General features: G+C 63.8%; 14 protein-coding genes and 1 pseudogene. 3 read left to right on the top strand and 12 right to left on the bottom strand.

Annotated elements, in window-relative coordinates:
* Nucleotides 1–15 precede the first annotated feature (15 nt).
* Nucleotides 16–465 (top strand): hypothetical protein, encoded by a 450-nt coding sequence (locus GGI48_RS12645; protein WP_179598561.1) that lies wholly within the window; start codon nt 16–18, stop codon nt 463–465.
* Nucleotides 466–528: 63 nt separating this feature from the next.
* On the top strand, nt 529–975 hold the full coding sequence (locus tag GGI48_RS12650; RefSeq protein ID WP_016966160.1) for a hypothetical protein: 447 nt from the start codon (nt 529–531) through the stop codon (nt 973–975).
* A gap of 163 nt (nt 976–1138) precedes the next feature.
* Here the strand turns inward: GGI48_RS12650 and GGI48_RS12655 are convergent, their stop codons facing one another.
* Entirely contained in the window at nt 1139–2038 is a 900-nt protein-coding gene (locus tag GGI48_RS12655; protein ID WP_103742086.1) for a LysR family transcriptional regulator, read from the bottom strand.
* Between the two features lie 156 nt (nt 2039–2194).
* Between GGI48_RS12655 and GGI48_RS12660 the strand changes: the two genes are divergently transcribed.
* Nucleotides 2195–3421 carry an MFS transporter gene (locus tag GGI48_RS12660; RefSeq protein WP_260620672.1) on the top strand — a complete coding sequence of 409 codons (1227 nt, stop codon included), beginning with the start codon at nt 2195–2197 and terminating at the stop codon, nt 3419–3421.
* 249 nt (nt 3422–3670) lie between these two features.
* Here GGI48_RS12660 and hemE read toward each other — a convergent pair whose 3' ends face one another.
* The 11 genes and pseudogenes from hemE to pilM all read right to left on the bottom strand — a co-directional run bounded on the left by hemE (nt 3671) and on the right by pilM (nt 18858).
* Complete coding sequence (gene hemE / locus GGI48_RS12665) at nt 3671–4738, bottom strand: uroporphyrinogen decarboxylase (RefSeq protein WP_179598565.1); 1068 nt, start codon at nt 4736–4738, stop codon at nt 3671–3673.
* A 217-nt stretch (nt 4739–4955) separates the two neighbouring features.
* On the bottom strand, nt 4956–6374 hold the full coding sequence (locus GGI48_RS12670; RefSeq protein ID WP_016966156.1) for an FAD-dependent oxidoreductase: 1419 nt from the start codon (nt 6372–6374) through the stop codon (nt 4956–4958).
* Nucleotides 6375–6495: 121 nt separating this feature from the next.
* The gene (gene gltB, locus GGI48_RS12675; protein WP_047301201.1) at nt 6496–10941 is read right to left on the bottom strand and encodes a glutamate synthase large subunit; all 4446 of its coding nucleotides are present in this window, start codon (nt 10939–10941) and stop codon (nt 6496–6498) included.
* A 348-nt stretch (nt 10942–11289) separates the two neighbouring features.
* The gene (locus tag GGI48_RS12680) at nt 11290–12873 is read right to left on the bottom strand and encodes an SPOR domain-containing protein (RefSeq protein ID WP_016966154.1); all 1584 of its coding nucleotides are present in this window, start codon (nt 12871–12873) and stop codon (nt 11290–11292) included.
* Nucleotides 12874–12883: 10 nt separating this feature from the next.
* Nucleotides 12884–13984, bottom strand: coding sequence for a 3-dehydroquinate synthase (aroB, locus tag GGI48_RS12685; RefSeq protein ID WP_016966153.1), 1101 nt, complete (start codon nt 13982–13984; stop codon nt 12884–12886).
* A 146-nt stretch (nt 13985–14130) separates the two neighbouring features.
* Nucleotides 14131–14649 carry a shikimate kinase AroK gene (gene aroK, locus GGI48_RS12690; RefSeq protein ID WP_016966152.1) on the bottom strand — a complete coding sequence of 173 codons (519 nt, stop codon included), beginning with the start codon at nt 14647–14649 and terminating at the stop codon, nt 14131–14133.
* Nucleotides 14650–14653: 4 nt separating this feature from the next.
* Nucleotides 14654–15895, bottom strand: a pseudogene (locus tag GGI48_RS12695) (type IV pilus secretin PilQ); the annotation flags it as partial.
* Between the two features lie 191 nt (nt 15896–16086).
* The gene (locus GGI48_RS12700; protein ID WP_179598569.1) at nt 16087–16614 is read right to left on the bottom strand and encodes a pilus assembly protein PilP; all 528 of its coding nucleotides are present in this window, start codon (nt 16612–16614) and stop codon (nt 16087–16089) included.
* Nucleotides 16611–17234 (bottom strand): type 4a pilus biogenesis protein PilO, encoded by a 624-nt coding sequence (locus tag GGI48_RS12705; protein WP_179598571.1) that lies wholly within the window; start codon nt 17232–17234, stop codon nt 16611–16613. The genes GGI48_RS12700 and GGI48_RS12705 overlap by 4 nt, the downstream gene beginning before the upstream one ends.
* A complete protein-coding gene (locus tag GGI48_RS12710) occupies nt 17231–17797 on the bottom strand; it encodes a PilN domain-containing protein (protein WP_179598573.1) in 567 nt (188 codons plus the stop codon). Before GGI48_RS12710 ends, GGI48_RS12705 begins: the two co-directional genes overlap by 4 nt.
* The gene (gene pilM, locus GGI48_RS12715; RefSeq protein ID WP_179598575.1) at nt 17797–18858 is read right to left on the bottom strand and encodes a type IV pilus assembly protein PilM; all 1062 of its coding nucleotides are present in this window, start codon (nt 18856–18858) and stop codon (nt 17797–17799) included. Before pilM ends, GGI48_RS12710 begins: the two co-directional genes overlap by 1 nt.
* Between the last annotated feature and the right edge of the window lie 60 nt (nt 18859–18918).

Here is an 18918-nt window from a genome sequence, read left to right on the forward strand (position 1 = left end):
CACTGGAGAAATGGAATGTCCTCCCTGTTTCGCGCAACGCTGATCGTCCTGGCCCTGCTGAGCACGGCCGCCTGCACCAGCAAACCGATGTACACCCCGAACCGGATCATCCCGGCCACCATCCAGGCCAGCCAGGAGCAGGTCAAACAGGCGATCCTGAAGAATCTGGTGGCCCGCAAGTGGACCGTGCAGCGCATCAGCCCGGAGCTGATCCAGGCCGAGATCACCGTGCGCGGCCAGTTCCACGCCGAGATCGACATCCCGTACAGCGCCAGCACCTACAAGATCGTCTACCGCGACAGCCGCGACCTGGACTACAAGGACGGCAAGATCCACAAGAACTACATCCGCTGGGTGCGCCTGCTGGACAAGGGCATCCTGCGCGAGCTGCGGGACAACCAGAACGAGCGGACCGCGCAACAACTGTCAGACGCCGCGGCCAAGAGCTTCCCGGCTGGCCAATGATCATCCCCCTGTGACCGCGGTCACCGGGCTGCTTTGCCCCCTTTTCAAGTCAAGGAGACTGCGATGCGTTTGAAGACCCTGGCGGCAACCGCCACCCTGCTGCTGTGCACCCTGCCCGGCGTCAGCCAGGCCCGCGACACCGCCCTGTTCCTGCCGTTCGACAAGGTGGTGGCCGAAGCCATCAGCACCGGCAAGATCGACGGCAGCGTGAAGTTCTACCTGGCGGGCAACAAGCCCGCCGGCAAGGTCAGCGTGCTCAGCCCCGGCGCCGTGACCAACAAGAAGACCAACGCCTTCGGCAAGGCCGACCAGGTGGCCTGCGAGTGGGCCCTGCAGTCGGCGCTGATCACCCTGCATGAAGCGGCGAAGAAAGTCGGCGCCAACGCCGTGACCGACATCGCCAGCTTCTACAAGAGCCGCGAGCGCAAGGACGCCACGACCTATGAGTGCCATGCCGGCGCGATCATGGCGGGCGTGGCGCTGCGCGGGGATCTGTCGAAAGTGCAGTGAGCCGTTGCACACCGCGAAGGGCGCCTTGAGGCGCCCTTTTTTATGGGCGAGCCGCTAGTCGGAAGGCCGGGGCCGTGTGCTCACCTGCACCAAGGGGGCCGTGCGTGCAGATGAAAGCGCAGGAGACGATCGGCTGATGCGGCAGCGCCGGCGAAGCCCCGGCTCAGGACGTGGCCCCGGTCTTGCGCGTCAGGAGCTCGACAAAGGCCCTGGCCATGGGTGAGCACTGATCCTTGCGCTGCACCAGCCACACCGCGGTCATGGCCTCGGGGTCCAGCAGCCGGCGGTAGACCACGCCGTCGATGCGCATGCGCTGGTAGGACGCCGGCAGCACCGAAACCCCCAGGCCCGCCGCCACCAGGCCGATGATGGTCATGGCCTCCGCCGCCTCCTGGGCAAAATGCGGGGTGAAACCGGCGTCCCGGGACAGGCTGAGCAATTGCGCATACAAGCCGCTGCCGTAGCTGCGGGGGAAGAACACAAAGGGTTCCTGGGCCAGCGCCGCCAGGTGCAACCCCTCTTCGCTGCCACTGGCCAGCGGGTGCTTGGAACTGAGCACCGCCACCAGCGGTTCGCGCAGCAGCTCCACCACCGACAGCGAATCGGGCAATGGCAGGGGCCGCATGATGCCGATCTGGATCGACTGGTCCACCAGCGCCTCGGCCACCTGAGTGCTGCTCATTTCCTTGAGCTTGAGGTGCACCGCTGCAAAGCGCTGGCGAAAGGCGAAGATCGCCTGGGGAATGGTCGAGTTGAACGGCGCCGACGAGGTGAAGCCGATCTTCAGCTCCCCCAGTTCGCCCAGCTGCGCACGCCGCGCCACGTCCGCCGCCTTGTCCACCTGGGCCAGCGCCAGGCGCGCCTCTTCAAGGAACAGGCGTCCGGCCTCGCTGAGCTCGACCCGACGATTGGTGCGCTCGAACAGGCGGGCACCCACCTCCTGCTCCAGGGCCTGGATCTGCTGGCTCAGGGGCGGCTGGGAAATGCCCAGGACCTGGGCCGCGCGGCCGAAGTGCAGCTCTTCGGCGACGGCGATGAAGTAGCGCAAGTGACGCAATTCCATGGGGCGGCTCCATTGAGTCGTTAAAGCTATCAAACAGGTCGAACAATATATTGGAAAGGAACATTAGCCAGCTATATGCTTTTTTCCATTGCCTGACCGGCTGCGCTGCCCCCCGAGGTTCCCGTGAAAACCGCTGTCGCCCCCCTTGCCCACGAAATCCCCTCCACGCCCCTGGACGAGGTGGTCGCCCAGCTCAACGAGGCCTACATCGAAAAAGGCACGCCGCTGTTCATGCGCACCGTGCTGGCGCTGTTCTCCGGGGGCTTTGCCACCTTCGCCCTGCTGTATTGCGTGCAACCGATGATGCCGCTGCTGTCCACGGAGTTTTCCATCAATGCGGCCCAGAGCAGCCTGATCCTCTCGGTCGCCACCGCCATGCTGGCCATCGGTCTGTTGATCACCGGGCCGATTTCCGACCGCATCGGCCGCAAGCCGGTGATGCTCGCCGCCCTGCTGGCCGCCGCCCTGTGCACCATCGCCAGCGCGCTGATGCCCAGCTGGCACGGGGTGCTGCTGATGCGAGCGCTGGTGGGGCTGTCCCTGAGCGGGCTGGCGGCCGTGGCCATGACCTACCTCAGCGAAGAGATCCACCCGCAGCACATCGGCCTGGCCATGGGCCTGTACATCGGCGGCAACGCCATTGGCGGCATGAGCGGGCGGCTGATTACCGGGGTGCTGATCGATTTTGTCAGCTGGCACACGGCGATGCTGGTGATCGGCGGCCTGGCGCTGATTGCAGCGGCGGTGTTCTGGCGCATCCTTCCCGAGTCGCGCAACTTCCGCCCGCGCTCGCTGCATCCGCGCAGCCTGCTGGACGGCTTTACCATGCACTTTCGCGACGCCGGCCTGCCCTGGCTGTTTCTCGAAGGCTTCCTGCTGATGGGGGCCTTCGTCACCTTGTTCAACTACATCGGCTATCGCCTGCTGGCCGAGCCCTATCACCTGAGCCAGGCCCTGGTCGGCCTGCTGTCGGTGGTCTACCTGTCGGGCATCTACAGCTCGGCGAAGATCGGTGCCCTGGCCGACCAGCTGGGCCGGCGTCGGGTGCTGTGGGCCACCATCGTGCTGATGCTCGCGGGCATTGCCCTGACCCTGCTCGCCCCACTGGCCCTGGTGCTGGTCGGCATGCTGCTGTTCACCTTCGGCTTCTTCGGCGCCCACTCGGTGGCCAGCAGCTGGATCGGTCGCCGCGCCACCAAGGCCAAGGGCCAGGCCTCCTCGCTGTACCTGTTCAGCTACTACGCCGGGTCGAGCATCGCCGGCACCGCGGGCGGGGTGTTCTGGCACCTGGCGGGGTGGAACGGCATCGGCCTGTTTATCGGCGCCCTGTTGCTCGGGGCACTGCTGATTGCCGTGAAACTGGCGAGACTCCCGCCGTTGTGACGCCTGGCCTGTGTGCAGGCGTTCGTCAGGCAGGTGCAGGTCTCGAGGGCCCTTTCGCCGGCAAGCCGGCTCCTACACGGATCGGGGCTGTGCCGGCGGGCCCTTGTGGGAGCTGGCTTGCCAGCGAAGGCTGGCCGACAGGCAGGCGCAAGTCTCGAGGGCCTATTCGCCAGCAAGCTGGCTCCTACAAAAAAGGGTTTGCCAATGAAAACGCCCGGCAGGTGCCGGGCGTTTTTTATCGGGTGGCGCTTAGGCGTGGTATTGCGCCGACAACTCGTGCACCGCCTCCAGGAAGGCTCCGGCGTGCTCCGGTTTGACTTCCGGGGTGATGCCGTGGCCCAGGTTGAACACGTGGCCGCTGCCGGTGCCGTAGCTGGCGAGGATGCGCGCCACTTCGCTGCGGATCGCCTGCGGGTTGGCGTAGAGCACGGTGGGGTCCATGTTGCCTTGCAGGGCGACCTTGCTGCCGACCCGACGGCGGGCTTCGCCAATGTCGCAGGTCCAGTCCAGGCCCAGGGCATCGGCGCCGGCCTCGGCAATGCTTTCCAGCCACAGGCCGCCGCCCTTGGTGAACAGGATCACCGGCACCTTGCGCCCGTCGTGCTCGCGGATCAGGCCGCTGACGATCTTGCGCATGTAGGCCAGGGAGAACTCCTGATAAGCCGCCGAGGAAAGGCTGCCGCCCCAACTGTCGAAAATCTGCACCGCCTGGGCACCGGCCAGGATCTGCCCGTTGAGGTAGGACGTGACCGACTGCGCCAGCTTGTCCAGCAGCAGGTGCATGGCTTGCGGGTTGTCGTAGAGCATGGCCTTGGACTTGCGGAAGTCTTTCGAGGAGCCGCCTTCGACCATGTAGGTGGCCAGGGTCCAGGGGCTGCCGGCAAAACCGATCAACGGTACGCGGCCATTGAGTTCACGACGAATGATGCTGACCGCATCCATCACATAGCCCAGGTCCTTTTGCGGATCAGGGATCGGCAGGGCTTCGATGTCGGCCAGGGTGCTGACCACTTTCTTGAAGCGCGGACCTTCGCCGGTTTCAAAGTACAGGCCTTGGCCCATGGCGTCGGGGATGGTCAGGATGTCGGAGAAGAGGATCGCCGCATCCAGCTGGGGATAGCGGTCCAGAGGTTGCAGGGTGACTTCGCAGGCGAACGCCGGGTTCATGCACAGGCTCATGAAGTCACCGGCATTGGCACGGCTGGCGCGGTATTCAGGCAAGTAGCGCCCAGCCTGACGCATCATCCACACCGGGGTGACGTCTACGGGTTGCTTGAGCAGGGCACGAAGGAAACGGTCGTTCTTCAGGGCAGTCATGTCGGCATCCGGAAAAAAAGTGGGGGCATTTTCTCAGAGCCGGGCATAAAAGGCACGGCAAGAGCCGTTTCTTTATATCTATGAGGTCAATTTGTCGCGCTACAACCCACGTACCGGTAGGAGCGAGCTTGCTCGCGATGGGGGCGCATCAGGCAACATCGGTGGTTGGCTGATACACCGCTATCGCGAGCAAGCTCGCTCCTACACGGGGTAGCGGTCAGACGCCCAGGTAGTCGAGGATGCCTTCGGCGGCGTTACGCCCTTCGAAGATCGCCGTCACCACAAGATCAGAACCGCGCACCATGTCGCCACCGGCGAAGATCTTCGGGTTGCTGGTCTGGTGCTTGTACTGGCCTTGCTCCGGCGCCACGACGCGGCCCTGGCTGTCGGTCTGGATCTGGAACTGCTCGAACCACGGCGCCGGGCTCGGGCGGAAGCCGAAGGCGATGACCACGGCGTCGGCCGGGATGATCTCTTCGGAACCGGGGATCGGCTCGGGGCTGCGGCGGCCACGGGCGTCCGGTTCGCCGAGACGGGTCTCGACCACCTTCACGCCTTCGACCTTGTCTTCACCGACGATGGCGATCGGCTGGCGGTTGTAGAGGAATTTCACGCCTTCTTCCTTGGCGTTCTTCACCTCTTTGCGCGAGCCGGGCATGTTGGCTTCGTCACGACGATAGGCGCAGGTCACCGACTTGGCGCCCTGGCGGATCGAGGTGCGGTTGCAGTCCATCGCGGTGTCGCCACCGCCCAGTACCACCACCTTCTTGCCCTTCATGTCGACGAAGTCTTCCGGCGACTTTTCAAAGCCCAGGTTGCGGTTGACGTTGGCGATCAGGAAGTCGAGGGCGTCGTACACCCCCGGCAGGTCCTCGCCGGCAAAGCCGCCCTTCATGTAGGTGTAGGTGCCCATGCCCATGAACACCGCATCGTATTCGGCGAGCAGTTGCTCCATGGTCACGTCCTTGCCCACCTCGGTGTTGAGGCGGAACTCGATGCCCATGCCGCTGAAGACTTCGCGACGATTGCTCAGCACGGTCTTTTCCAGCTTGAACTCGGGGATGCCGAAGGTCAGCAGGCCGCCGATTTCCGGGTTCTTGTCGAACACCACCGGGGTCACGCCGCCCCGCACCAGCACGTCGGCGCAGCCCAGGCCCGCCGGGCCCGCGCCGATGATCGCCACGCGCTTGCCGGTGGGCTTGACCTTGGACATGTCCGGGCGCCAGCCCATGGCGAAGGCGGTGTCGGTGATGTACTTCTCCACCGAACCGATGGTCACCGCGCCAAAGCCGTCGTTGAGGGTGCAGGCACCCTCGCACAGACGATCCTGCGGGCAGACCCGGCCGCAGACTTCCGGCAGGGTGTTGGTCTGGTGCGACAGCTCGGCGGCGGCGAGGATATTGCCCTCGGCCACCAGCTTGAGCCAGTTGGGAATGAAGTTGTGCACCGGGCACTTCCATTCGCAGTACGGGTTGCCACACCCCAGGCAGCGGTGGGCCTGGTCGGCCGATTGCTGGGGTTTGAACGGTTCATAGATCTCCACGAACTCTTTCTTGCGCTGACGCAACAGTTTCTTCTTCGGATCCTTGCGCCCGACATCGATGAACTGGAAGTCGTTATTCAGACGTTCAGCCATTTTTCAAAACCTCTATACAGCAGCTGCAAGCTCTAGGCTGCAAGCCGCAAGTCGATCACGTATGCCCGGCAAACCTCGAACCGCTTCACTTGCAGCTTGAGGCTTGCCACTTGCAGCTGCTTTATTGCGGACTGGCACGGGTGCTGGTGAGCAGCGATTTCAGGTTCGCTGCCTTGGGTTTGACCAGCCAGAATCGACGCAGGTAGTCGTCGAGGTTCTCGGCCAGTTCACGCCCCCACTCGCTGTCGGTTTCCGCGACGTACTCGTTCAGCACGTTTTGCAGGTGGCTGCGATAGGCTTCCATCGCTTCGCCGCTGATCCGCTGGATTTCCACCAGTTCGTGGTTGACCCGGTCAACGAAGGTGTTGTCCTGGTCGAGCACGTAGGCGAAACCGCCGGTCATGCCTGAGCCGAAGTTGTAACCGGTCTTGCCCAGGACGCAGACGAAACCACCGGTCATGTACTCGCAGCAGTGATCGCCAGTGCCTTCCACCACGGTGTGGGCACCGGAGTTACGCACGGCGAAACGCTCGCCCGCGGTGCCGGCGGCGAACAGCTTGCCGCCAGTGGCGCCGTACAGGCAGGTGTTGCCGATAATGGCGCTGTCCTGGGTCTTGTAGACGCTGCCCTTGGGCGGAACGATGACCAGTTTGCCGCCGGTCATGCCCTTGCCCACGTAGTCGTTGGCATCGCCTTCCAGGTACAGGTTCAGGCCGCCGGCGTTCCATACGCCGAAGCTCTGGCCCGCAGTGCCCTTGAAGCGGAAGGTGATCGGCGCCTGGGCCATGCCCTGGTTGCCGTGGAGCCGGGCGATCTCGCCGGAGATCCGCGCGCCGATGGAACGGTCGCAGTTGCAGATGTCCAGGTCGAACTCGGCGCCGCTCTTGTCGTTGATCGCCGAGCGCGCCATGTCGACCATTTTTTCGGCCAGCAGGCCCTGGTCGAACGGCGGGTTGCGGTCCACCTGGCAGAACTGCGGCTTGTCCGCCGGGATATGGTCGCTGCCCAGCAACGGGGTCAGGTCCAGGTGGTGCTGCTTGGCCGTCTGGCCTTCCAGCACCTGCAGCAGATCGGTGCGACCGATCAGTTCCTCCAGGGAGCGCACGCCGAGCTTGGCCAGCCACTCACGGGTTTCCTCGGCGACGTAGGTGAAGAAGTTCACCACCATGTCGACGGTGCCGATGTAGTGATCCTTGCGCAGCTTCTCGTTCTGGGTGGCGACGCCGGTGGCGCAGTTGTTCAGGTGGCAGATGCGCAGGTACTTGCAACCCAGGGCGATCATCGGCGCGGTGCCGAAGCCGAAGCTTTCGGCGCCGAGGATGGCCGCCTTGATCACGTCGAGGCCGGTTTTCAGGCCGCCGTCGGTCTGCACCCGGACCTTGCCACGCAGGTCGTTGCCGCGCAGGGTCTGGTGGGTTTCCGCCAGGCCCAGTTCCCACGGCGCGCCGGCGTACTTGATCGAGGTCAGCGGCGAAGCGCCGGTGCCGCCGTCGTAGCCGGAAATGGTGATCAGGTCGGCATAGGCCTTGGCCACACCGGCGGCGATGGTGCCGACACCGGCTTCCGCCACCAGCTTCACCGAGACCAGGGCCTGCGGGTTGACCTGCTTGAGGTCGAAGATCAGTTGCGACAAGTCTTCGATGGAATAGATGTCGTGGTGCGGCGGTGGCGAGATCAGGGTCACGCCGGGCACGGCGTAACGCAGCTTGGCAATCAGGCCGTTGACCTTGCCGCCGGGCAGCTGGCCGCCTTCGCCGGGCTTGGCGCCCTGGGCGACTTTGATCTGCAGCACTTCGGCGTTGACCAGGTACTCCGGGGTCACACCGAAACGGCCGGTGGCCACTTGCTTGATCTTCGAGCTCTTGATGGTGCCGTAGCGCGCCGGGTCTTCGCCGCCTTCACCGGAGTTGGAACGCGCGCCAAGGCGGTTCATGGCTTCGGCCAGGGCTTCGTGGGCCTCGGGCGACAAGGCGCCGAGGGAGATGCCGGCGGAGTCGAAGCGCTTGAGGATCGATTCCAGGGGCTCCACTTCGCTGATGTCCATCGGCGTGTCCAGGGTCTTCACCTGGAACAGGTCGCGGATCATCGACACCGGGCGGTTATCCACCAGCGCGGTGTATTCCTTGAACTTGGCGTAGTCGCCCTGCTGCACGGCGGCTTGCAGGGTGTTGACCACGTCCGGGTTGTAGGCGTGGTATTCGCCACCGTGGACGAACTTCAGCAGGCCGCCTTGCTGGATCGGCTTGCGCGGACTCCAGGCTTCGGCCGCCAGGGCTTTCTGTTCGGCTTCGAGGTCGACGAAACGTGCGCCCTTGATCCGGCTCGGCACGCCACGGAAGCTCAGGTTGCAGACTTCCTCGGACAGGCCGATGGCTTCGAACAGCTGCGCGCCACGGTAGGAGGCGATGGTGGAGATGCCCATCTTCGACAGGATCTTCAGCAGGCCCTTGGTGATGCCCTTGCGGTAGTTCTTGAACACCTCGTAGAGGTCGCCCAGCACTTCACCGGTACGGATCAGGTCGCCCAGCACTTCGTAGGCCAGGAACGGATAGACCGCCGAAGCGCCGAAACCGATGAGCACCGCGAAGTGATGCGGGTCACGAGCGGTGGCGGTTTCCACCAGGATGTTGGAGTCGCAACGCAGGCCTTTTTCGGTCAGGCGGTGGTGCACCGCGCCCGTGGCCAGGGACGCATGGATCGGCAGCTTGCCCGGCGCGATATGGCGGTCGCTGAGGACGATCTGGGTACGACCGGCGCGCACGGCCTCTTCTGCCTGATCGGCGACGTTGCGGATCGCCGCTTCCAGACCGACGCTTTCGTCGTAGTTGAGGTCGATGATCTGCCGCTCGAAGCCCGGGCGGTCGAGGTTCATCAGCGAGCGCCACTTGGCCGGGGAGATCACCGGCGAGCTGAGGATCACCCGCGAGGCGTGCTCGGGCGATTCCTGGAAGATGTTGCGCTCGGCACCGAGGCAGATCTCCAGGGACATGACGATGGCTTCGCGCAGCGGGTCGATCGGCGGGTTGGTGACCTGGGCGAACTGCTGGCGGAAGTAGTCGTAAGGAGTGCGCACGCGCTGCGACAGCACCGCCATCGGCGTGTCGTCGCCCATCGAACCCACCGCTTCGTAGCCCTGCTCGCCCAGCGGACGCAGGACCTGGTCACGTTCTTCGAAAGTGACCTGGTACATCTTCATGTACTGCTTGAGCTGGTCGACGTCGTAGAAGGCCGAACCGTGGTCGTTGTCTTCCATGGTGGCCTGGATGCGCAGGGCGTTCTTGCGCAGCCATTGCTTGTACGGATGGCGCGACTTCAGGCGGTTGTCGATGGCGTCGGTGTCGAGGATCTGCCCGGTTTCGGTGTCCACGGCAAAGATCTGCCCCGGACCGACCCGGCCCTTGGCGATCACGTCTTCGGGCTGGTAGTTCCAGACGCCGATCTCCGAAGCCAGGGTGATGAAACCGTTCTTGGTGGTGACCCAGCGGGCCGGACGCAGGCCGTTGCGGTCCAGCAGGCAGACGGCGTAGCGGCCGTCGGTCATGACCACGCCGGCCGGGCCGTCCCAGGGCTCCATGTGCATGGAGTTGTATTCGTAGAACGCCCGCAGATCCGGGTCCATGGTTTCGACGTTCTGCCACGCTGGCGGAATGATCATGCGCACGCCACGGAACAGGTCGATGCCGCCGGTGACCATCAGCTCGAGCATGTTGTCCATGCTCGAAGAGTCGGAACCCACGCGGTTGACCAGCGGCCCGAGTTCTTCCAGATCCATCAGATCGTTGCTGAACTTGGTGCGCCGGGCCTGGGCCCAGTTGCGGTTGCCGGTGATGGTGTTGATCTCGCCGTTGTGGGCGAGGAAGCGGAATGGCTGGGCCAGCGGCCATTTCGGCAGGGTGTTGGTGGAGAAGCGCTGGTGGAACACGCAGATCGCGGTCTGCAGGCGCGGATCACCCAGGTCCGGATAGAAGGCGGCGAGGTCCGCCGGCATCATCAGGCCTTTATAGATGATGGTCTTGTGGGAAAAGCTGCAGATGTAGTGGTCGGTGTCGGCAGCGTTGGCGACCGAGGAGCGACGACGGGAACTGAACAGCTTGACGGCGAAATCCTGATCGCTCAGGCCTTCGCCACCGATGAACACCTGCTCGATCTGCGGCAGGCGCTCCAGGGCCAGACGCCCGAGCACGCTGGTATCGATCGGCACTTTGCGCCAGCCCACCAGTTGCAGGCCGGCGGCCAGGATCTCGCGGTTCATGTTTTCGCGAGCGGCTTCGGCCTTGGCCGGATCCTGGTTGAAGAACACCATGCCCACGGCATATTGCTTGGGCAGGTCGGTGCCGAAGTGCTCCTTGGCGACGGCGCGCAGGAACAGGTCGGGCTTTTGCATCAGCAGACCGCAACCGTCGCCGGTCTTGCCGTCCGCGTTGATCCCACCGCGGTGGGTCATGCAGGTCAGGGCCTCAATGGCCGTTTTCAACAGGGTATGACTGGGTTCGCCCTGCATATGGGCTATCAGGCCGAAACCACAGTTGTCCTTAAATTCATCTGGTTGGTACAGACCTGCTTTCATAGACACTTTCTCACCAGGCTGCCTCTTATCGAGACAAATTTCTTTTCAATTCAACCACTTACCATCCACGTCGAACGTACGCCGACTTTGCGGGGGCAAAAGGGAGGTCATTGTACACACCGACACAAAGGCCCACAAATTAAGCGACGATTCATCGCAAATTTATGTCGCATTTATGAACGTTTTAAAGCGATATGCTGTGCTAGTCAAAAAGTTTTGCTTTTGACTGCCGCGACTCAAAAACTACTGTGACGCAGACACCACAAGGCACGCGGCCTGTAAGGCAGCATGCCGATGCGGAAATTTGAGGTTGCCGGGAGAGGCGGCCTGGGTAAGGCCGCCGAATCTTCAGCGAGTTGTTGCCAGTTCTTGTTGAACGCTAGCGACAGTGCGAGGCCAAGGTTTACCAGCCTGAACCTTCGCTGGCAAGGATTTGATGGCGCTGACCGCGGCGTCGCGGCTTGCGAAGTTGCCGTAGGTAATCACATACAGCGGCTTGCCGTTGAGGACTTTCTTGAAGTAGCGGTACTCGCCGCCCTGCTCCTTGACGAAATTCTGCGCGGTGGCTTCCGAGCTGGTACCGAGGATCTGCACCACGTAGTTGCCTGGCGCTTGACCGGCGTACCAGCTGCCACCGGCGGCCTTGGCCACGGTGGCCGGCTTCTCCGCTGGCTTGGCGGCTGGAGCAGGCTTGGCGGCAACCGGTTTCTCCACCGGCTTGGGCGCTGGTGTCGGCTTGGCGGTGGCGACCTGGGTCGGCGCCGGGGTTGGCCGCGCTGCCGGAGTCGGTGCCGGACCAGCCACGGCGCCAGCAGGTGGCGCGGTGGTGGTCACGGTGGGCGGAACCGCGCTGGAACCTTCCACCGGAACCCCGTCATCCCCCTCGGTAATGCCGCCCGCGGCTTCCGCCAGAGGACCACGCATCACTGGCTGCGACTGGCCGACCAACGGCAGAGGCATCGGCTGGGATGAGCCGGCGAACTCCACGGATGGACTGCCATTGGCATTTGGCGTCGGCGTCTGCCCCAAGGGCAACTGCGCCTGCTCATTGGTCGGCGTACCGCTGGTCGGTGCCTTGCTGCGCCCCGGCATCAGCCAGGCGGCAGCCAAGGCCACCACTACCACAGCGGAAATGGCCAATACGTGTTTCTTCGGCATGTTGAACCCCATACTTGGACGCTTGACCGCGGAGCGGCTGGCGATCATGGCTTCGATCATTGCATCCCTGGCGACCTGGTTGATGTTGCCCGGCCAGCCATCGGAGCTTTCGTGAATATCACTGATCTGATCTGCGGAGAAAAGTTCGATGCCCTGACCCGCGCCTTCGAGGCGCTGGGCCAGATATTCACGGGTTTCTTCTTCGGTATAGGGCTGCAGCTCGATGACGTGGAAGCGTTCTTCCTCGGTGCTCAACTGATCCAGGGTCGCGATCAGCGACGACTCGCCGAACAGGAAGACGTGAGGGCGGCCTTCCGGAGCCCCCGCCGCCAGGGCCAGCAGCGCCTCGAGCGCCGACTCGTCGAGCTGCTCGGCGTCATCCACCAGCAGATAGACTTCCTGGCCGGTCAGGGCCAGTTGCACCACCTGGGCCAGAATCGCGCCGATCTCGGCCTGGGCCACATTCAGCGCCTGGGCTACCTGGCGCAATACGCCGGCGGCATCGCCGGCACCACGGGCGGAAACCACCACGCTCTGTACCGACTGCTTGTTGGTGCTGGCGACCAGCGCCTGGCGCAGCAGGGTCTTGCCGCTGCCCTGGGGACCGGTAACCACCAGCAACAACTGGCTATAGCGAGCCAGGTGATGCAACTGCCCCAACACGGGCTTGCGTTGGGCAGGAAAGAATTTGAAGCCAGGAACCCGGGGAGCGAAAGGATCATGGCTCAACTGGTAATGGCCGAGGAAAGCCTCGTCGGCGTGCAAACTAGTCATCGGGATCTTATTAACCTTTAAGCTGAGCCAGGGCGCGGTAATCCGCTCCCAGCGTGGCCTGTAAAACCTCTTTCGGATAATCGTCGGTCACTACGGCTTCGCCCATGCGGCGCAACAGCACCAGACGCAAACGACCGTCGATCACTTTCTTGTCAATTGCCATGTGTTCGAGAAAATCCGCTTCGGTCATCTCTTCAGGCGGGATGACCGGCAGGCCCGCGCGCTGGAACAGGCGAATACCGCGGTCACGCTCCTGGTGGGTGATCCAGCCCAGGCGCGCGGACATTTCCAGGGCCATGACGGTGCCCGCAGCAACCGCCTCGCCATGCAGCCAGACACCGTAGCCCATATGGGTTTCGATGGCGTGGCCGAAGGTGTGGCCCAGGTTGAGGGTGGCGCGCACCCCCGATTCACGTTCGTCGGCACCCACCACGGCGGCCTTGGCCGCACAGGAGCGTTCGATGGCGTAAGTCAGTGCCTGCTGGTCCAGGGCCCGCAGGCGGTCGACGTTCTCTTCCAGCCAGGTCAGGAAGGGTTCGTCGCAGATCAGGCCGTACTTGATCACCTCCGCCAGGCCCGCCGACAGTTCGCGGCTGGGCAGGGTATTGAGGCTGGCGGTGTCGATCAGCACCACGTTGGGCTGATAGAAGGCGCCGACCATGTTCTTGCCCAGCGGGTGGTTGATACCGGTCTTGCCGCCCACCGAAGAGTCCACCTGGGACAGCAGGGTGGTCGGGATCTGGATGAAGTCCACACCGCGCTGATAGCAGGCGGCGGCAAAGCCCGCCATGTCACCGATCACCCCGCCACCCAGAGCGATGATGGTCGTGCGCCGATCATGGCGCGCGGTCAGCAGGCCATCGAAGATCAACTGCAGGGTTTCCCAGTTCTTGTGCGCCTCGCCATCGGGCAGGACCACCGAGATCACCGAGTATTGCCCCAGGCTGCGGGTCAGGCGCTCAAGGTACAGCGGCGCGACCGTCTCATTGGAAATGATCGCCACTTGCCGCCCGGCGATATGTGGCACCAGCAGCTCGGGCTGGTCCAACAGTCCTTCACCAATGTGAATCGGGTAGCTGCGCTCGCCTAGATCGACCTTAAGTGTCTGCATGTGTCCCCACAGTGAAGATGGAAGCAGGCGTTGTGCCTTGTATTGACGATGGGCCTCGTCAGGTCTTCTGACGCTGCCCGATAGCTCTGCGCCACACCCTGGCGGTCATGGCGCGCCGCCGAGAATAGCGCATTTCGCTCGGCGCATTAACGGGGCGGCAACTGCTGCAGGCGCTCGAGGATGTCCAGCACCACCATTCGTGGGGGCCGCTCATCGGTTTCCACCACCAGATCGGCGATTTCCCGATAAAGCGGATCGCGGACTTCCAGCAGATCGCGCAGGGTCTTGGCCGGATCGGCGGTGCGCAGCAAGGGACGATTGCGGTCCCGGGCAGTCCGGCCGACCTGTTGCTCCACCGAGGCGTGCAGGTAGACCACTCGTCCGCCGGCATGCAGCGCCCGACGATTGGCTTCACGCATGACCGCGCCACCACCGGTGGCCAGGACCACGCCGTCGGTGCCGCAGAGTTCGGCGATCATTGCCTGCTCGCGATCGCGAAAGCCCGGCTCGCCTTCCTTATCGAAGATCCACGGGATGTTCGCGCCTGTGCGCAGTTCAATTTCCTTATCGGAATCTTTGAATGGCAGGCGCAGCTCTTTGGCCAGTAAGCGGCCTATGGTGCTTTTTCCAGCCCCCATCGGCCCAACAAGAATCAAATTTCGCACAGAATCAACGACTCACAGCAATCGCCTGGTTGTTCATGATACGCGGAGTGAGAAATACCAGCAGCTCGGATTTTTTCTCCGACACCACGTCACGCCGGAAAAGGCGGCCAAGATACGGCACATCGCCAAGAAATGGCACTTTATCTACAACCTTGCTCTGGGTATTGGAAAAAACCCCGCCAATGACAATGGTTTCGCCGTCACGGACCAGGACCTTGGCATTGACCTCGTTCTTCTTGATCGGCGGCACATCCTGGACCTTGTTCAGGTAGTCCGGCTCGTCCTTGGTGACCTTGACCTCCATGATGATGCGGTTGTCGGGGGTGATCTGCGGCGTCACCTCAAGGGACAGCGAGGCCTCCCGGAACGACACGGACGTGGCGCCACTGGAACTGGCTTCCTGATAGGGAATCTCGGTGCCCTTGAGGATCCTCGCGGTCTCCTTGTCGGAGGTGACCACCCTGGGCTGGGAGACGATCTCGCCATTGCCGGTCTTCTCCATGGCGCTCAGCTCCAGATCCAGCAGCACGTTGTCGGTGATGTAGGCGATGCCGATGCCCGAGGTATTGGCCACAGCCCCGAGGTCGACGAACGGCGCGTTGCTAGTGCCCGGCGCCTCGACGGCCGATGAGCCGCCACCCTGCACCCCGGAGGCGTGCCAGTTGCCCCTGTTGGGCAGCGAACCGCCCCAGCGCACTCCCAGGCTCTTGTTGTAATCGAGGTTGGCCTCGACCATCACCTGGCGCACCGCAACGTCCAGCTGGCCAACGATGCGCCGCAGCTCGTCGAGGCGTTCCTGGGTCTGGTAGGCAATGATGTTGTTGGTGCGCTCGTCCACGGTGATCGAGCCCCGCTCGCCGGCCCGGTCCTCGGCGCCGGTCACCGAATGGAACAGCTTGGCGATGTCCGCAGCCTTGGCGTAGTTGACCTGCAGCAGCTCCCGGCGCAGCGGCGCCAGGTCCTGCAACTGCCTCTGCGACTCCAGCTCCTGGCGTTCACGGGCGGCCATTTCATCCGCCGGGGCCACCAGCAAGACATCACCCACCTGGCGCTTGTCCAGGCCCTTGGTCTTGAGCACCAGGTCCAGGGCCTGATCCCAGGGCACGCTCTGCAGGCGCAGGGTAATGCTGCCTTGCACCGTGTCGCTGGCCACCAGGTTGAGGCCCGTGAAGTCGGCGATCAGTTGCAGCACCGAACGCACTTCGATGTCCTGAAAGTTCAACGAAAGCCTGGCGCCCCCATAAGCAGCACCGGCCACAGCACCGCCAACAGAGTGTGGCGGGGTTGCGTCCCCTGCCTGAAGCGCCGCGGAGACCCGAGCCGCCTTAGCCACCGCAGTGGTCGTGAGCTCCGCGGCGCCGACCAGCGGTGCCAGCAGCGCCATCCCTAGCGCCACACCGATGGCTGAAACAGTCCTGTTCATTGTGCAGATTCCACCTAAGAGTGTTTTTTCAGCAGCAGCGTCCGTGGCCGTTCCTGCCAGCCTCCCGCGCCATCGCCAACAATTTCCACCACTTCCACCCGGGACTCGCTGATCGCCACGATCCGACCTTCGCTTCGCCCCAGGTAATCGCCAACCTGCAAAGGGTGGACACCCTCGGCGCTGCGCAACAGAGCCAAGCTTGCTCTGGCGCTGGACAAGGTTCCGACCATCTGCAACTGCTCGATATCAAAGCCCTCCAGGTACTGCCGGGCTCGCTGTGGATCGGGGCGGACCGCGCGCTCGCCCCGCCGACGCGCGACTGGTTCGACGCTCTGCGGAGGCTGGAACGGGCTGCGCAACCCGCTGGCGTCATAGGTGAACGCGGGGTAGGAGCGGACAACCGGCAGCGGTTCAATCGGCTCCGGCGCTTGCCGGCGCATCTGGTTCATATAAGCCTGCGCTCCAGCGAAATCTGCGGTCCCCTCACACCCGCACAAGCCAAGAACCAAGCCAGCACACATCAGCCAGCGCCAGGCCTTCATGATCGCGGTTCCGGGCGGTCGTACCTGTAGGTTCGCGCCTCGATGCTCAAGCGCAGTCGCGCAGGATCACCCGACTCCAGGGGCCTGAGCTGAAAGTCATGCAAGGTGACGATTCGTGGCAGGCCGGCGACGCCGCTGACGAAGGTCGCCAGATCGTGATAGCCCCCAGTCACCGTGATCTGAATCGGCAGCTCGACATAAAACGGCCGCGGTACTTCCGGTTGCAGCTTGATCGCCTCGAACACCAGGCCGCTGCCCAAGCCCAGGCGACTGATGTCTTCAAGCAACCCCGGGACCTCGCTATCGCTGGGCAACTGACGCAGCAACTGCTCGAAGCTGTTGCGCAGGGACGCGAGTTGCTCCCGATAAAGCTCGAGATTGGCCACTTGCCGGGCCTTGATAGCGAACTGCTGCTTGAGACGGGTTTCTTCGTGACGCACCTGCTGCAGTTGCCGCAGATGAGGGCTCAGGTACAGGCCGTAGCCCGTTGCCAGGACCACCAGCAGAAGCAAAGCCGCCGCCAGCGTCTTCAGCGGCGTCGGCCAGGAGCCGAGGCTGCTCAGCTCCAGCTCTCGCAGATCGGTGCCACGCAACTGTGCCAGCCAACCGCCCGGATTCATCGCTTCGCCTCCTCAGGCAGTAACGGCAGCAACCCGACACTGAGCCGAAACCGGTTGCTCGGCTGCGGTTGCGCCTCGCTGGCCTTTTTCACTTCGGCCAGGCTGGGAGCGGCAAAAACTGCGGTCGCTTGCAGATTGCGCAGCAAGTCGGAAATCCGGCCATTGGCCTGAGCCACCCCACTGAGACTCAAGCTCTGCCCATGCAGATCGGCTTCGGTGAAATGCAGGCCATCGGGCACGCTGCGGGCCAGCTCCTGGAAAACCCGCACCCGGGTCGGGCGGCTGCCTTGCAGGTCCTCGATAACCCTCATGCGCTCAAGCAATTGCTGGCGCTGAACCTTGAGCTGGCGAACATCGGTGATCTGCCGATCCAGGCCCGCGTTCGCTTGCTCCAGGTACTGGTTGCGGGCCTGCTGGCGGGCACTCATCCGCTCGATGCCGGCAGCGGCCAGCAGCACCAGCGACCACCCCAGCAGCATGATGGCCGCCAATACCTGCAGAAAGCGTCGGTGTTGCTGTGCCCGCGCGGTTTCCCGCCAGGGAAGAAAGTTGATCCGGGCCATCAGTCGAATCCCCTCAGGGCCAGCCCGCAAGCCAGCAACAGCTCCGGCGCCTGCTCGGCGAGTGCCTGGGCATCGACCCGAGGCCCGACGCTCATGCCGACGAACGGATTGGCAAGGGTCGTGGCTATTCCCAGTTGCTGTTCGATCCGCCGCTCCAGCCCGGCAAGGCGACTGCCCTCGCCAGCCAGTAGCAGCAACTGCACCGGTTGCCGCTGTGGCGACTCGGCGAACAGTTGCAAGGCACGCTGGACGTTCTGCAGCACGTCCTGCTCAAAGGGCCGCAGCGCCTGCTCGATACAGGCAGGCGACAAAGCTCCCTGGCACTCGGCTCGCAGCGCCTGATCCAGGGTCAGCGAGAAACGCTGCTCAAGGACCTGGGCCAGCTGTCGGCTACCGAACAGCTGCTCGCGGCGGTAAATGATTCGCTGGTCGCGCATGACACTGAAACCGCTCACGCCCGAGCCGATGTCCAACAACGCCACCGCAGACTGCGCGGCCACCGGGCTCTGCGCCGTCAACAGCGCCAGGCAACGCTCCAGGGCCAGGGGCGCGCTCTCCACCACCTGCGGCGTCAGACCGGCCCGGGCCAGCAGCACCTCCAGGGCCTCGACCGTCTCGTGACGACAGGCCACCAGCAACACCTGGACCCGCCGGGGATTGCCCGGCACCCTGCCCTGCACCTCAAAGTCGGTGGCCACCTCGTCCAGGGGGTAGGGAATGTATTGGCCCGCTTCCAGACTGAGCTGGCACTCCAGCTCGGCTTCATCCAGCTCCGCCGGCATCTCGATCAATTTGCTGATCACCGCTTCACCGGGCACCGCCACCGCGGCCGCCTTGAGACGACTGCCGCTGGCGCGCCAGGCCCGGGACAAGGCCATGGCCTGCGCCTCGGGGTCGACCCCACCCGACTCGAGAAATGAGTCGGGGGCCAGGTCTTGCCGGGCATACGCCTCGACCCGATAGCCCCGACCCTCCCGGCTCAAGGCCAGGAGCCTGACCGACGTGGCGCCGATATCGATCCCCAATAGGGAACCCGGCTTTCTGCTGAAGACTCCAAGCACATCAATTCCCTTTGACTATCCGTGACTTACGAACCCCAGGAGCAGCACCGCGTTCAATCG

This window comes from Pseudomonas protegens, from assembly GCF_013407925.2.
In the GTDB taxonomy this organism is placed as follows: domain Bacteria; phylum Pseudomonadota; class Gammaproteobacteria; order Pseudomonadales; family Pseudomonadaceae; genus Aquipseudomonas; species Aquipseudomonas fluorescens_AP.

What these genes read in the sequence shown, in the direction of transcription:
- GGI48_RS12655 (WP_103742086.1), bottom strand. Translation starts at nt 2,038, where the DNA reads ATGGAATTGCGTCACTTGCGCTACTTCATCGCCGTCGCCGAAGAGCTG.
- GGI48_RS12680 (WP_016966154.1), bottom strand. Translation starts at nt 12,873, where the DNA reads ATGACTAGTTTGCACGCCGACGAGGCTTTCCTCGGCCATTACCAGTTG.
- hemE (WP_179598565.1), bottom strand. Translation starts at nt 4,738, where the DNA reads ATGACTGCCCTGAAGAACGACCGTTTCCTTCGTGCCCTGCTCAAGCAA.
- GGI48_RS12700 (WP_179598569.1), bottom strand. Translation starts at nt 16,614, where the DNA reads ATGAAGGCCTGGCGCTGGCTGATGTGTGCTGGCTTGGTTCTTGGCTTG.
- gltB (WP_047301201.1), bottom strand. Translation starts at nt 10,941, where the DNA reads ATGAAAGCAGGTCTGTACCAACCAGATGAATTTAAGGACAACTGTGGT.
- aroB (WP_016966153.1), bottom strand. Translation starts at nt 13,984, where the DNA reads ATGCAGACACTTAAGGTCGATCTAGGCGAGCGCAGCTACCCGATTCAC.
- GGI48_RS12670 (WP_016966156.1), bottom strand. Translation starts at nt 6,374, where the DNA reads ATGGCTGAACGTCTGAATAACGACTTCCAGTTCATCGATGTCGGGCGC.
- GGI48_RS12650 (WP_016966160.1), top strand. Translation starts at nt 529, where the DNA reads ATGCGTTTGAAGACCCTGGCGGCAACCGCCACCCTGCTGCTGTGCACC.
- GGI48_RS12705 (WP_179598571.1), bottom strand. Translation starts at nt 17,234, where the DNA reads ATGAATCCGGGCGGTTGGCTGGCACAGTTGCGTGGCACCGATCTGCGA.
- GGI48_RS12710 (WP_179598573.1), bottom strand. Translation starts at nt 17,797, where the DNA reads ATGGCCCGGATCAACTTTCTTCCCTGGCGGGAAACCGCGCGGGCACAG.
- GGI48_RS12645 (WP_179598561.1), top strand. Translation starts at nt 16, where the DNA reads ATGTCCTCCCTGTTTCGCGCAACGCTGATCGTCCTGGCCCTGCTGAGC.